Below are 15,197 nucleotides of genomic sequence, written 5' to 3'. Positions count from 1 at the left end.
CGTCCCCGCCATCGAGGCGGTCAGGAGCAGACGGTCCCCGCCGCCGGGACCTTCCCGTCGAGCAGATAGCCGTTCACCGCGTTCTGCACGCACTTGTTCTTGCTGTCGTAGGCGCCGTGCCCCTGCCCCTTGTAGGTGAGTTCGACGCCGACGCCCTTGCCCAGCGCGTCCACCATCTTCTGCGCGCCCGCGTACGGGGTGGCCGGGTCGCCGGTGTTGCCCACGACGAGGATGGGCGCCGATCCGGGCGCGCTCACATCGGGATGGTCGGCCGCACCGGGCACCGCCCACCCGGTGCAGCTCAGCATGGACCAGGCGAGGAAGTCGCCGAACAGCGGGGAGGCGGACCGGAACTCGGGCTGCTTCTTCTGCACGTAGGCGACGTCGTAGCGCTGCTTGTCGTCGGCGCAGTTGATGGCGACGTTCGCGGCGGTGAGGTTGCTGTACTCCCCGTTCTCGCTGCGGCCGTTCATCGCGTCGGACAGCAGCATGAGGATCTTGCCGTCGCCGGTGTACGCCTGCTGGAGCGCTTCGGTGAGCGGCTGCCACAACTCCTTGGAATACAGGGCCTGGGCGATGCCGTTGACGGCGGCGGTCTGGGTCAGCCGCCGCGGGAAGACGCCGGGGATCGGCTTGGCGTCCAGGTTCTTCAGCAGCGCGGCGACGCGCTTCTCGACGTCCTGCGCCGAGTCGCCGATGGGGCACTTGGTGCTCTGGGAGACGCAGTCCCGCGCGAAGTTGTCCATGGCGAGCTGGAATCCGCGGGCCTGGCCCAGTGCGCTCTGCTCGGGCGTCTCGGTGGGGTTCACCACCGCGTCAAAGACCGCGCGGCCCACGTTGCGCGGGAACAGGTGGGCGTACACGGCGCCGAGTTCGGTGCCGTAGGAGATGCCGAAGTAGTGCAGTTTCGCGTCGCCGAGGACGTGGCGCATGAGATCCATGTCGCGGGCCGCGTCGGTGGTGCGCACATGCGGAAGGATCTTCCCGGAGTTCTTCTCGCAGCTCGCGTTGAACTGCTCGGTGTCCTTGAGCAGCGTGTCGCGCTCGCCGGCGTTCTCGGGCGTCGAGTCCTGCTGGAAGTACGCGTCGAGCTGTGCGTCGCTCTCGCACCGCACCCCGGCGCTGCGGCCCACTCCGCGCGGGTCGAAGCTCACCAGGTCGTAGCGGGTGCGCAGCGTGGCGTAGTCCTGGGCGAACGAGGGCAGCGTGCTGACGCCGGAGCCGCCCGGACCGCCGAAGTTGAAGATCAGCGAGCCGATGCGCTGGCCCGGTCCGCTCGCCGTCGCCCGGATCAGGGCGATGTCGATCGTCTCGCCCTTGGGCTTGCTCCAGTCCAGGGGCGCCTTCATGGTGGCGCACTGCCACCGGGCGCCTCCCGGGAGCGGGGAGGGCGCACTGCCGCCGCCCTCCGAGGCGGACGGGGCCGAGCAGTCCGTCCAGTCCAGTTTCTGGGCGGCCGGATCCCCGTGCTCGGGACCGTCTCCGCCGCACCCCGCCGTCAGGGCGGCTAGCAGGACGGCGGTCGCGGTCAGGGCGGCTGCGCGCGGCCCGGCGGGGTTCGGCATGGCTTCATCCTCACGCCGCGCGGCGCCGCCCGCGCGGGGCGCGGGCCGTCTGGAGTAAGCCCGCGCGGGCCTGGCGCACGGCCGCCCGGCGACCAGTCCGCAGGGGGAAGGCGTCCTCGCACATCCGCCTACTAGGCACCCTTGTGCACCCGCCTACAAGGCGCCCTTGCGGCTCAGGTGGTTGAAGGCCAGCCAGCCCGGCAGCACCGGCAGCCACAGCGTCAGCAGCCGGAACATCAGCACCGCGGGCGCCGCCACCTCCTTGGGCAGACCGACGGCGATCAGACCCACCGTCAGCGTCGCCTCGACCGCGCCCACCCCGCCCGGGGTCGGAGCGGCCGACCCTAGCGCGTTGCCGGCCAGGAAGACGACCGCGACGCTGGCGATGCTCAGCGAGGCCGCCTGGTCGCCGAACGCCCGGATCGAGGCGTCCAGGCACATCACGAAGCAGGCGGTCAGCAGCAGCATGCCGCCGATGCCGGTGACGAGCTTCTGGGGCCGTTGCAGCACGTCCAGCATGCGCGGCACCACGCCCGCGAAGAGCGACCGCACGCGCGTGAGGACGAACTTCCGCAGGAACGGCACCGAGGTGACGACCAGCAACATGACCGCCACGGTCAGCAGCCCCGCGATGACCGTCCGGGACGGGGACAGCGACGGCGTCTTCTCGGTGCCGGTCAGATAGCCGAAGGACAGCAGCATCAGGATGTGGCAGCCCAGCCCGAACAACTGCGAGGCGCCCACACTGGCCACCGCGAGCCCGGGGCGCACGCCCGCCCGCTGGAGGAACCGCGTGTTGAGGGCCACGCCGCCCACCGCGGCCGGGGCCACGATCTTCACGAACGATCCGGCGACCTGGGCCGCCGTCGTCCGCACGAACGGCACCCGCTCCGGCACGAACCCGAGCAGCGCCATCGCCGCCGCCACGTAGCTGAGCGCGGAGAACGCCACAGCCGCCGCCAGCCAGCCCCACTGGGCGTGCGCGAAGAGGGTGGCGTACTTGATGTGCGTGAGCTGCGAGAGGAGGTAGTACGCGCCGATGGCGCCCGCGATGAAACTGATCAGGGTGCGCGGCCGGACCCGCTCCAGGCGGGCCGGCTCGACCGGCGCCTGGGGCCTGATCCGCAGCACCTGGTGGCGGATCTGGGTCAGCAGGTCCTCTTCGCGGGCCTCGTCTATGGCCTCGTCGATGGCCCGCTTCTCCGCCCGCGCCTCGGCCCGCTCGATCTTCTTGTCCGGCTTCTCCAGCACGACCGGCCCGGCGCCGGCCGCCGCCTGCTCCAGCCGGTCCTGCTTGGCCTTCTGGGACGCCTCCAGGACGGCGTCGCGCTCCCGCTGCGCCCGCTCCCGGGCCAGTCTGCGCAGCGTGGCGCGGGTGGCGCGGGTCAGGGCGATGGGCTGGAGCATGGGCAGGCAGTCGGCGACCGCGTCGGGGCCCAGGACCGCGACGGCGGACGCCACGGCGCGCTCGGCGCCCACCCGGAGGCCGAGCGTCGTCAGCAACTGGGCGACGTCCATGCGCAGCAGCAGCTCGCCGGCGGCGATCTCGCCGCCGCGCAGATCGGTGAGGATCACCGTGCCGGAACGATCCACCACGATGGCGTCGCCCGCCAGCCTGCGGTGCGCGATGCGCCGGGACTGGAGCGCCCCCACCTGCTCCCAGGTGTGGCGCAGCAGATCGTCGGTGATCTCCTCGTCCGCCAGCGAGTCGAGAGTGCGGCCGCCGGTGTGCTCGTAGACGAGCATCACGGCGTCGGGGCCCAGTTCGGAGGTCGCGATCAGCTTGGGCGCGTGGGCGCCGGCCGCGATGGCCGCGTAGGCGAGCAGCGCCTCCTGCTCCAGGGCCTGTCGCAGCGACTGGAGGCTGCTGCGGGTCGCGAAGCCGCGCAGGGTGAGGTTGCGCCACACGCGGTAGAAGAAACCCTGCGCCTGCTGCTCGCGGTCGACGACGGTGACGTCCAGCGGCGGGCCGTCCTCCAGGGTGACGAAGTAGCGCCGTCCTCGGTCGCCGCCGTCCGCGGTCTCGGCCGCGTCCTCGCGGGCCGCGCTGACCGGGCGGAAGCCGACCGTGCGCAGCCCGGCCATCAGCGTCCGCCCGGTGGGCCGGACGTTCGGCGAGCCCACCGCGTACAGGGTGCCGTAGGCGATGGTCCAGCCGATCAGCACCGTCAGGATGATCGAGAAGGGCGTGGTGTAGCCGGTCACCAGCATGGAGAAGGCGTCGAGCAGGAGCACCATCCACAGCACCGAGCGCCAGCGCGGTCTGCGGGACATGCCGACCGCCGTCATGTACGCGATGACGGGGGCGAGGTAGCCGTGCACCGGATCGGTCAGCGCGTGGAGGTCGCCGGGGGAGGGCTGGGTGAGCGCCTCCTGAAGGGAGTGCGGGGCCGCCTTGGCCACCCACAGGTCGGTGGCCAGGGTCACCCCGTGCGCGAGGACCGCCGCCAGCACGCCGTCGGCGATTCGCAGCCCGTCCCGCTTGATCAGCCGTTCGATCGCGAAGGCGACCGGCACCAGCAGGATCGCGATGCTGGACGCCAGTCCGGCGAACCTGATCAGCAGGTCCGGGGCCTGACCGGTGCTCTTGTTGATGTCCTGTTCGAAACCCGAGGTGGTGCCGTGCGCGAACGCGGCGATGGCGAGCAGCACGGCGATGGCGAGCACGCCCACCAGCAGCCGCATCAGGTCCGAGGGACGGTGCACGCGCGCGGGCAGCAGCGGCTCGTCGTTCTCCAGCTCGTCGATGTGCGCCACGTCGGCGTCCTCGACGGGCTTCCTGCCCGCCGTGGGCTTGGACGCGGGTTCGGAGGCCGCTGTGGGCTTGGACGCGGGTTCCGGGGCTGCCGTGGGCTTGAAAGCGGATTCCGAGGCCGCTGTGGGCTCGGATGCGGGTTCCGAGGCCGCCGCGGGCTTCGGGGCGGGGTTCACGCGATCACGGCCGCCGGACCCGTCCTCGCGGTCCGCTCGCCCCATGGCGGCGGCCGCCGCCATGTCGGCGTCCGGGCGCGGCGAGACCCCGGAGGCGCCTTCCGCGCCGTCGGGGTGCACACCCTGCTGCTTCATGGTCTCTTCTTGGTCTCGAATCACCGGTCACCGCCCGCACGATGGTGGCATGCCCCACCGACACACGGGGGCATCAGGGTGCATATGCGGGTGCGACAGTCTGCCCGAAGCGCCGCCCCGGGGCGAGGGGCACGCTCCGCCGCAGGCCCGCCGCCCTGTCGGCGGCATCGGGCAGGATGGGGCGGATGAGCGAAGTGAGCGTTTCGGACGACGACCGGACCGGGCCCCCCGGGGCGCTGCCCGCGTACGCCGAACGGGTTCTGGAGGTCGCCGAGCTGATCCCGCCGGGCCGCGTGATGACCTACGCGGACGTCGCCGAATGGCTGGAGGAGGGCGGCCCCCGGCAGGTCGGCCGGGTGATGGCCCTCTACGGCGGCGCCGTCCCGTGGTGGAGGGTCGTCCGCGCGGACGGGACCCTGCTGACCGGCCACGAGCTGCGGGCGCTGGGCCACTACCGCGCGGAGGGCACGCCCCTGCGCGAGGCGAGCAGGGCGGCCGAGGGCCGCATGCTGCGCCTGGACATGAGGCGGGCCCGCTGGGACGGCGTCGACGGACGTGAGCAGGGTCACACCTGACAGCTTCCGTCATCCGGCGGTCCTATGGGGACCCCTGATTCGCCCGTACGGGCGATATGGGCACACGCAGGCGATGCCGTACGTTCGTGCGTCGGGGGACGCGAGTGACGGCAGGGTCCGCAGGGCCCCGGGCGCACGGCGGTGAACGAGGCGGGAAGCGACCGAAGCCCCGCTTCCGCACCGGACGCGGGCGTACCGTCGGCACCGCGCGTCCCCGTGACCACGCGGTCACCGCCGCCCGACCGGCGGCCCTCCCCGCGACCCTGCCGCCGCGCGCGCCCGCAGCGACCGACCCCAGCACACCCACCAGGACCGGCGAACCACGTGAGCACCTCTTCCTCAGCCAGCCGCCCGCCGCGCTCCCCCGCGCGGCAGGGGGGCCGTGGCGCCTACCGACTGGTGCGCACCCCGCCGACCCGGCCGGACCCCCTTCTTCTGGACGCCGCCCAGCGCGCGGTGGCCGACCACCGGACCGGCCCGCTGCTCGTCCTCGCCGGTCCGGGCACCGGCAAGACCACCACCTTGGTGGAGTCCGTGGCCGAGCGGATCGACCGCGGCCAGGACCCCGAGCGCGTCCTGGTCCTGACCTTCAGCCGCAAGGCGGCCGTGGAGCTGCGCGACCGCATGGCGCTGCGCACCGGGGCGGCACGCGCCCCGCGGGCGACCACCTTCCACTCATTCTGCTACGCCCTGGTCCGCGCCTACCAGGACAGCGACGCGTCCGCCGAACCGCTGCGCCTGCTGTCCGGCCCCGAACAGGATGTGGCCGTCCGCGAGCTGCTGGCCGGCCAGGCCGACCTGGAGAAGCTCGGCCTCGCGCACGTGCGCTGGCCCGGAGAGCTGCGCGCCTGCCTGACTGCCCGCGGCTTCGCCGACGAGGTCCGCGCGGTGCTCGCCCGCAGCCGTGAGCTGGGCCTCGGACCGGACTCCCTGGCCGCCTTCGCGCGCCGCATCGGCCGGCCGGACTGGCAGGCGGCGGCCTCCTTCCTCGCCGAGTACCTCGACGTCCTCGACCTCCAGGGCGTGCTCGACTACGCCGAACTCGTGCATCGCGCGGTGCTCCTCGCCCACCGCCCGGAGGTCGCCCAGCGGCTCGCCGCGCACTACGACGCGGTCTATGTCGACGAGTACCAGGACACCGACCCGGCACAGGTGAGGCTGCTGCGGGCGCTGGCCGGGGGCGGCCGGACCCTGCTCGCCTTCGGCGACCCCGACCAGTCGATCTACGCGTTCCGGGGCGCGGACGTGGGCGGCATCCTCGAGTTCCCGCACATGTTCCCGCGCGCGGACGGCCGCCCCGCGCCCGTCGCCGTCCTGCGCACCTCCCGGCGCTCCAGCGACGCGCTGCTGGCCGCGACCCGGACGCTGACCCGGCGCATGCCGCTCAACCGGCTCCCGGCCGACAAGGCGCGCGCCCACCGGGAGCTGACCGCGGTACGCGACGGCGGGCGCGTCGAGGTGCAGACGTATCCGACGGCGGGCGCTGAGGTCGAGCACATCGCTGACCTCTTGCGCCGTGCCCACTTGGAGGACGGCGTTCCGTGGAGCGAGATGGCCGTCCTGGTCAGGGCCGGCGCCCGCATACCCACCCTGCGTCGCGCCCTGACGGCGGCCGGCGTGCCCCTGGAGGTCGACGGCGACGACCTGCCGCTGCGCCACGAACCGGCCGTCGCCCCGCTGCTGACGGCGCTGCGCGCGGTGGCCGCGGCGGAAGCGGCGCGCATCCCCGGGGACGCGCCGGAGCCGGACGCCTGCTGGCTCGGCACCGAGACCGCCCTCACCCTCCTCGCCTCGCCGCTGGCCGGCATGGACGCCGCCGACCTGCGCCGCCTGGGCCGTGCGCTGCGCGAGGAGGAGCGCAGCGCGGGCAACGCGCTGCCGCCGCCCTCGGACGAACTCCTCGCGCGCGCCCTCGCCGCACCGGAGCGCCTGGTCGCGCACGACCCCGCGTACGCGCGGGGCGCCCAGCGCCTCGGCGCGCTGCTCCGCAAGGCCAGGGAGCGCCTCGCGGGCGGCGGCACGGCCGAAGAGGCGCTGTGGGACCTGTGGGAGGGCACGCCGTGGCCCGCGCGACTGGAGCGCACCGCCCGGCGCGGCGGCGCCGCGGGCCGTAACGCGGACCGGGACCTGGACGCAGTGTGCGCGCTGTTCGCGACCGCCGCCCGCGCCGAGGAGCGCACCGGCGGCCGGGGCGCCCTGAACTTCCTGGAGGAGGTCGACGCCCAGGACATCGCCGCCGACACGCTCACCCGGCGCGCCGTGCGGCCCGGCGCCGTGCGGCTGATGACCGCCCACCGCTCCAAGGGGCTCCAATGGCGGCTCGTCGTCGTCGCCGGCGTCCAGGAGGGACTGTGGCCCGACCTGCGCCGCCGCGGCTCGCTGCTGGAGGCCGACCGCATCGGCCGCGACGGACTCGCCGAGCCGCTCACACCGAAGGCCCTCCTGGCGGAGGAGCGCCGACTGTTCTACGTGGCCGCCACCCGCGCGCGCGAACGCCTGATCGCCACCGCGGTCAAGGCCCCGGCCGACGATGGCGACCAGCCCTCCCGCCTGCTCACCGAACTCGGCGTCGAGCCCCGGGACGTCACCGGCCGCCCCCGCCGGCCGCTGTCCGTGGCCGCCCTGGTCGCCGAACTGCGCGCCACCACCGTCGACCCCCGCGTGTCCGACGAGCTTCGGGAGGCTGCCGCGCACCGGCTGGCCCGGCTCGCGGCGCTCGCCGACGACGACGGTCGCCCCCTGGTCCCCTCGGCCCACCCCTACCGCTGGTGGGGCATGGCGGAGCCGACCGAGAGCAAGGCGCCGCTGCGCGACCGCGACCAGCCCGTCGCGCTGTCCGGAAGCGCCCTGGACCAGTTGGCCAATACCTGCGCGCTGCAATGGTTCCTCGGCCGTGAGGTGAAGGCCGCCGAGCCCGCGAGCGCCGCCCAGGGCTTCGGCAACGTGGTGCACGTCCTGGCCGACGAGGTGGCCTCCGGACGCACCCCCGCCGACCTGGCCGTTCTCATGGAGCGGCTGGACTCGGTGTGGAACACGCTCGCCTTCGACGCGCCGTGGAAGTCGGCGCAGGAGAAGGAGCACGCGCGCGCGGCGCTCGAACGCTTCCTCCAGTGGCATGTCCTGGAGCGCGGCGGCCGCACCCCGGTGGCCAGCGAGCACGAGTTCGACGTGACGCTCACGGCGGGCGACTACCGGGTGCGCGTCCGCGGGTCCATGGACCGCGTCGAGGCCGACGGTGCGGGTCACGCCTACGTCGTCGACTTCAAGACGGGCAAGCAGACCCCCACCGCGGCCGACGTGGCCCGCCACCCGCAGCTCGCCGTGTACCAGCTCGCCGTGCGCGAAGGTGCCGTCGACGACGCCTTCGACGGGACGCGCCCCGAGCCCGGCGGCGCCGAACTCGTCCAGCTCCGCCAGGGCGCGGCCACACGGGAGGGCGGCGACAGCCTGCCGAAGGTCCAGGCCCAGGGGCCGCTGGACGGCACGTGGGTCGGCGACCTGCTGGCCACCGCCGCCGGCAAGGTCCTCGACGAACGGTTCGCCCCGAACACCGGCCAGCACTGCGCGCACTGCTCCTTCCAGGCGTCGTGCAGCGCCCGGCCCGAGGGACGGCACGTCGTGGAGTGACGCGCGGCTCAGGCGGTGCACGCGGCACGTGCGAGGCGTGCGGCGCACCCGGCACGTCTGATGCACCCGACGCACGCGTCGCGCCCCGCCCGCGAACCCAGCCACGGGACCTGGGTGACGTACCCCACCACCCGCGCCGAGCTGCGCTTCTTCGTCCCCCGGAGGCGCACGAGGCACCGGTTGTCAGTGCCCGCCGCTAGCCTTTTCGACATGCCCGCCCGTATCAGCGATCCCGAGCAGCTCAAGGAGCTCCTCGGCATCCCGTTCACCCCGGAGCAGACGGCCTGCATCACCGCGCCGCCCGCCCCGCAGGTGATCGTGGCCGGCGCCGGGTCGGGGAAGACGACTGTGATGGCGGCCCGCGTGGTGTGGCTGGTCGGCACCGGCCAGGTCGCCCCCGAACAGGTCCTCGGCCTCACCTTCACCAACAAGGCCGCCGGCGAGCTGGCCGAGCGTGTCCGCAAGGCGCTGACCGCGGCCGGCGTCACCGACCCCGACGCCCTCGACCCGGACGACCCGCCGGGCGAGCCCCTGATCTCGACCTACCACGCCTTCGCCGGCCGCCTCCTGACCGACCACGGCCTGCGCCTCGGACTCGAACCCAGCACCCGCCTGCTCGCCGACGCCAGCCGCTACCAGCTCGCCGCCCGCGTCCTGCGCGAGGCGCCGGGCCCGTTCCCCGCGCTCACCCGCTCCTTCCCCGACCTGGTCAGCGACCTCCTCGCCCTCGACTCCGAGCTGGCCGAGCACCTCGTGGACCCCGACGACCTGCGAGCCTGGGACGCCGGGCTGCTGGGCGCCCTGGAGGGCGCCAAGCTGACCAACGCCGACCTGCGCAAGGTCCCCGAGACGTCCGCCGCCCGCCGTGAACTGGCCGAGCTGGTGGTGCGCTACCGGGCCGCCAAACGCGAGCGGGACCTGCTCGACTTCGGCGACCAGATCGCCCTCGCGGCACGTCTCGCCCGGCTCCCCGAGGTCGGCCGCCTGCTGCGCGAGGACTTCCGGGTGGTCCTGCTGGACGAGTACCAGGACACCTCGGTCGCCCAGCGCATCCTGCTGGCCGGCCTGTTCGGCGACCGGACCGGCCATCCCGTCACCGCGGTCGGCGACCCCTGCCAGGCGATCTACGGCTGGCGCGGCGCCTCCGTCGCCAACCTGGACGACTTCCCCGAGCACTTCGCCCACGCCGACGGCCGCCCCGCCGCCCGCCAGGCGCTCAGCGAGAACCGCCGCAGCGGCGGCCGCCTGCTCGACCTCGCGAACGGCCTCGCCGAGCCCCTGCGCGCGATGCACGCGGGCGTGGCCGCCCTGCGCCCGGCGCCCGGCGCCGAACGGGACGGCCTGGTGCGCTGCGCGCTGCTGCGCACGCACGCCGAGGAGATCGACTGGATCGCCGAGTCGATCGCCCACCTCGTGCGGACCGGCAAGGCCCCCTGCGAGATCGCCGTCCTGTGCCGCACGGCGACCGACTTCGCCGAGATCCAGGGCGCGCTGGTCGCCCGGGACGTCCCCGTCGAGGTGGTCGGCCTGTCCGGGTTGCTGCACCTGCCCGAGGTCGCCGACCTCGTCGCCGTCTGCGAGGTGCTCCAGGACCCCGGCGCCAACGCTTCCCTGGTACGGCTGCTGACCGGCCCCCGATGGCGGATCGGCCCGCGCGACCTGGCGCTCCTCGGCCGCCGGGCCCGGATGCTCGTCGCGCACGCGCGCGTGGCCGACGACGACCCCGACCGCAGGCTCGCCGAGGCGGTCGAGGGCGTCGACCCGGCCGAGGTGATCTCCCTCGCCGACGCCCTCGACACGTTCCTGGAGAGTCCCCTGGACGGCCGCGGCGACGACGACGGGCTGCCGTTCTCGCCGGACGCCCGCGTGCGGTTCGCCCGGCTCGCGGCCGAGCTGCGCGACCTGCGCCGGTCCCTGTCCGACCCCCTGATGGACGTCCTGCACCGAGTCCTGGCCGTCACCGGCCTGGAGGTGGAGCTGGCCGCCTCCCCGCACGCCCTGGCCGCCCGCCGCCGCGAGACCCTGTCCAACTTCCTGGACGTCGCCGCGTCCTTCGCCGCAGGCGGAAGCGAGACGAGCCTGCTGGCCTTCCTCGGCTTCCTGCGCACGGCCGCCCAGTACGAGAAGGGCCTGGACAACGCGCTGCCCGGCGGGGAGAACACCGTCAAGGTGCTCACCGCGCACCGGTCCAAGGGCCTGGAGTGGGACGTCGTCGCCGTTCCGGGCCTGGTCACCGGCGTCTTCCCCAGTGGACAGGGCCGCGAGAAGTGGACCAGCCAGGGCAAGGCGCTCCCGCACGCGCTGCGCGGCGACTCCGACACCCTCCCCGACGTCGTGAGCTGGGACGCACGGGGCATGAGGGCCTTCCACGAGGCGATGAAGGAGCACCAGCACACCGAGGAGCTGCGCCTCGGCTACGTGACCTTCACCCGCCCGCGCTCCCTGCTGCTGGGCTCCGGCCACTGGTGGGGCCCCAGCCAGAAGAGGCCCCGCGGCCCGTCGGACTTCCTCCAGGCCCTGTACCACCACTGCGCCACCGGGCACGGCGAGATCGAGGCATGGGAGGCGCCCCCCGAGGAGGGCGAGGAGAACCCCGCTCTGCACCGGGGCGACGCCGACCAGGTCTGGCCCCTGCCGCTGGACGGGGAAGCACTCGCCCGCCGCCGCGCAGCCGCCGCGACCGTCCTGGCCCACCTGGACGCACTCGCCGCCCGCACCGGCGACGTCCACCGCACGACCGAGCACGGGGCGGAGACCCCCGACCACCCGGACTGGCCGCCCCCGGAGGACGACGAGCCGCCCGGCCACGACGACGAACCCCCCTCCGAGGACGCCCCTCCAGGAGAGGACGACGACCCCGGCTCCTGGGACTCCTGGAGCGGCGAGCGCCCCGCGATCCCGCACCAGGCCACCGCACCGGCTCACGTGCGCGGTCCCGCACCCGATCACGTACCCGCCCCGAAGCCAGGCGCCGAGCCGAACCGCGAGCCGAACCACGCGTCGGACCACGGCGACGCCCCTGACTCGCTGACCCAGGAGGAGGCGCGCACCGTCGCGTCCTGGGACCGCGACCTCGACGCGCTCGCCGGCGAGCTGCGGCGCGCTCGGCAGAGCGTCACCGACGTACCGCTGCCCGCTGCCCTGACCGCGACGCAGGTCCTGCACCTGGCCGCCGATCCGGACGGCTTCGCCAGGGAACTGGCGCGCCCCATGCCGCGCCCTCCGCAGCCCGCCGCGCGCCGGGGCGTCCGTTTCCACGCCTGGGTCGAAGCACGCTACGAGGAGCTGGAGCTGCCCCTGCTGGACGCCGAGGAACCGCCTGGCGCGGATGACGCCGAGATCGCCGACGAACGCGACCTGGAGGCCCTTAAGGAGGCGTTCGAGCGCAGCGAGTACGCCCGCCGGACGCCGTACCGCGTCGAGGCGCCCTTCCAGATCGAGATCGCGGGTCGCGTCGTCCGCGGCCGGATCGACGCCGTCTACAAGATCGACGCCGTCTCTAAGGAAGACGGCGACGACGGCGCGGGCGCGGGGACGGCGTACGAGATCGTGGACTGGAAGACCGGCCGCGAGCGGAGCGCCGACCCGCTCCAGATCGCCGTATATCGGCTGGCCTGGGCGGAGCGCCACGGCGTGCCGCTGGAGCGGGTCGGGGCGGCGTTCCTGTACGTGCGCACCGGGGAGGTCGTCCGGTTCGCCGACCTCCCGGACCGGGCGGCGCTGGAGCGACTGCTGCTGGAGGAGCCGCCCAGCGGGCCGCGCGACGGGCGGCAGTGTGACGAATCGCCCGACCGTGATGCCGTCGTGGGCCGATAGGCTCGGGAATATGAGCCAGACCCCGGACAGCGCCGTCCGTACGTACATCGAACAGCACCGCGCCGCCTTCCTCGACGACCTCGCCGCGTGGCTGCGCATCCCCTCCGTGTCGGCCCAGCCCGACCACGCGCCCGATGTACGGCGCAGCGCCGAATGGCTCGCCGCCAAGCTGGCGGAGACCGGCTTCCCCACCGTCGAGGTCTGGCCGACCGCGGGCGCCCCGGCCGTCTTCGCGGAGTGGCCCTCCGACGACCCCGACGCCCCCACCGTCCTCGTCTACGGGCATCACGACGTCCAGCCCGCCGCCCGCGAGGACGGCTGGGGCAGCGAGCCCTTCGAGCCGGTCGTCCGCGACGGACGCCTCTACGCGCGCGGGGCGGCCGACGACAAGGGCCAGGTCTTCTTCCACACACTCGGCGTGCGCGCCCACCTCGCCGCCTCGGGCCGCACCGCGCCGGCCGTCCACCTCAAGATGCTGATCGAGGGCGAGGAGGAGTCCGGCTCCCCGCACTTCCGCGAGCTGATCGAGAGCCGCGCCGACCGGCTGGCCGCCGACACGGTGATCGTGTCCGACACCGGTATGTGGTCCGAGGACACCCCCACGGTGTGCACCGGCATGCGCGGCCTCGCCGAATGCGAGATCCGGCTCGCCGGACCGGACCAGGACATCCACTCCGGCTCCTTCGGCGGCGCCGTGCCCAACCCGGCGACCGCGGCCGCCCGCCTCGTCGCCGCCCTGCACGACGAGCACGCGCGCGTGGCGATCCCCGGCTTCTACGACGGCGTCGTCGAGCTGACCGACCGAGAGCGCGAGTTGTTCGCCGAGCTGCCCTTCGACGAGAAGCAGTGGCTGAGCACCGCCCAGTCGCACGCCGCGCACGGCGAGGCGGGCTACTCGACGCTGGAGCGCGTCTGGGCCCGCCCCACCGCCGAGGTCAACGGCATCGGCGGCGGCTACCAGGGGCCCGGCAGCAAGACGATCATCCCGTCCACGGCGATGGTGAAGCTGTCCTTCCGTCTGGTCGCCGGGCAGGACCCCGACCACATCGAGCAGGCCGTCCGCGCCTGGGCCGACCGTTGCGTGCCCGACGGGATCCAGCTTGAGACGGTGTTCGGCGCCGCCACCCGCCCGTGCCTGACCCCGCTGGACCACCCGGCCCTGCGGTCCGTCGCCCGCGCCATGAGCCGTGCCTTCGGCGCACCGGTGCGCTACACCCGCGAGGGCGGCTCCGGACCGGCCGCGGACCTCCAGGACGTCCTCGGCGCACCCGTCCTCTTCCTCGGCGTCTCGGTCCCGTCCGACGGCTGGCACGCGCCGAACGAGAAGATCGAGCTGGACCTGCTGTTCAAGGGCGTCGAGACCAGCGCTTACCTGTGGAGCGACCTCGCCGAGCACTGGCGCGATGCGCCCTGACGCGCCGCCGCGATCAGGGGCGCCTGCCCGCGGGGCGCACCCCGTAGGCGCCGACCCGCAGCCCCAGGCGCCGCCGGCGCCGACCGCCCCTGCCGCGCCTCCCGCTGAACCGTCGCCGAACCGCCCGCCGCACCGGGGGAGTTGGAAGCACACGTGACCACCAGGATCGACCACACCGCCGACCGGCCCATCTCGCTCACCGCGCCCAGCGGCATCGACCGGGCGGCCCACCACCGCCTCGACGAGGCATGGCTCGCCGCGGCCTGGAGCCATCCCACGACCCGCTGCTTCGTGATCTCCGGCGGCCAGGCGCTCATCGACGAGACGCCCGACGGCGGCACCGAACTCGTCATGACCGCGTCGTTCGACGCCCCCCTCACCGAGGCGCACCGCTATTTCCTGGGCGCCGACGAGGACGGCGTCAGCTACTTCGCGCTCCAGAAGGACTCCCTGCCCGGCCGGATGGACCAGTCCGCCCGCCCGGCGGGACTGCGCGAGGCCGGCCTGCTGCTGTCGCCGCGCGACGCGGCACTGATGGTGCACGCGGTGGCCCTGGAGAACTGGCAGCGGCTGCACCGCTTCTGCTCGCGCTGCGGCGAGCGCACCGTGATCGCCGCCGCCGGCCACATCCGGCGCTGCCCGGCCTGCGGCGCCGAGCACTACCCGCGCACCGACCCCGCGGTGATCATGGCGGTCACCGACGACCAGGACCGCATCCTGCTCGGCCGCCAGATGCACTGGCCCGAGGGCCGCTTCTCCACGCTGGCCGGCTTCGTCGAGCCCGGCGAGTCCATCGAGCAGTCGGTGCGCCGGGAGGTCTGGGAGGAGGTCGGCGTCGTCGTCGGCGAGGTCCAGTACGTGGCCAGCCAGCCGTGGCCGTTCCCCTCCAGCCTCATGCTGGGCTTCACGGGCCGGGCCACCTCGACGGAGATCAACGTCGACGGCGACGAGATCCACGAGGCCCGCTGGTTCTCCCGGGAGGAACTGGGCGCGGCCTTTGAGTCGGGCGAGGTCCTGCCTCCGTACGGCATCTCGATCGCGGCCCGGCTCATCGAACGGTGGTACGGCGAGCCTCTGCCGATGCGGAGCGCCGTCTGACAGCCGGGGTTCAGCCGAACGACGAGAAGGCGGCCC

7 protein-coding genes are annotated in these 15,197 nt (G+C 74.2%); 5 read left to right on the top strand and 2 right to left on the bottom strand.

What is annotated here, in order from left to right; translation table 11 throughout:
• Window positions 1-20 precede the first annotated feature (20 nt).
• Entirely contained in the window at window positions 21-1,565 is a 1,545-nt protein-coding gene (locus ABZ861_RS01030) for an alpha/beta hydrolase (RefSeq protein ID WP_361621526.1), read from the bottom strand.
• Between the two features lie 153 nt (window positions 1,566-1,718).
• Window positions 1,719-4,631, bottom strand: coding sequence for a lysylphosphatidylglycerol synthase domain-containing protein (locus ABZ861_RS01025; protein WP_361621523.1), 2,913 nt, complete (start codon window positions 4,629-4,631; stop codon window positions 1,719-1,721).
• 185 nt (window positions 4,632-4,816) lie between these two features.
• Here ABZ861_RS01025 and ABZ861_RS01020 point away from each other — a divergent pair, with 185 nt between their 5' ends.
• The 5 genes from ABZ861_RS01020 (at window position 4,817) to nudC (ending at window position 15,161) form a co-directional block, all read left to right on the top strand.
• Window positions 4,817-5,206, top strand: coding sequence for an MGMT family protein (locus tag ABZ861_RS01020; RefSeq protein WP_361621520.1), 390 nt, complete (start codon window positions 4,817-4,819; stop codon window positions 5,204-5,206).
• A gap of 324 nt (window positions 5,207-5,530) precedes the next feature.
• On the top strand, window positions 5,531-8,833 hold the full coding sequence (locus ABZ861_RS01015; protein ID WP_361621517.1) for an ATP-dependent DNA helicase: 3,303 nt from the start codon (window positions 5,531-5,533) through the stop codon (window positions 8,831-8,833).
• Window positions 8,834-9,043: 210 nt separating this feature from the next.
• Window positions 9,044-12,649, top strand: a complete 3,606-nt coding sequence (locus tag ABZ861_RS01010; RefSeq protein ID WP_361621514.1) for a UvrD-helicase domain-containing protein — start codon at window positions 9,044-9,046, stop codon at window positions 12,647-12,649.
• 10 nt (window positions 12,650-12,659) lie between these two features.
• Window positions 12,660-14,063, top strand: coding sequence for a dipeptidase (locus tag ABZ861_RS01005; RefSeq protein WP_361621511.1), 1,404 nt, complete (start codon window positions 12,660-12,662; stop codon window positions 14,061-14,063).
• A gap of 153 nt (window positions 14,064-14,216) precedes the next feature.
• On the top strand, window positions 14,217-15,161 hold the full coding sequence (nudC, locus tag ABZ861_RS01000) for an NAD(+) diphosphatase (protein WP_361621508.1): 945 nt from the start codon (window positions 14,217-14,219) through the stop codon (window positions 15,159-15,161).
• The last annotated feature ends 36 nt before the right edge of the window (window positions 15,162-15,197 follow it).

The sequence above is a fragment of the Streptomyces sp. NPDC046985 genome, assembly GCF_040644415.1.
GTDB lineage: Bacteria > Actinomycetota > Actinomycetes > Streptomycetales > Streptomycetaceae > Streptomyces.
The sequence above is the reverse complement of the archived record's forward strand: the minus strand, read 5'-3'. Positions and strand labels throughout refer to the sequence as shown.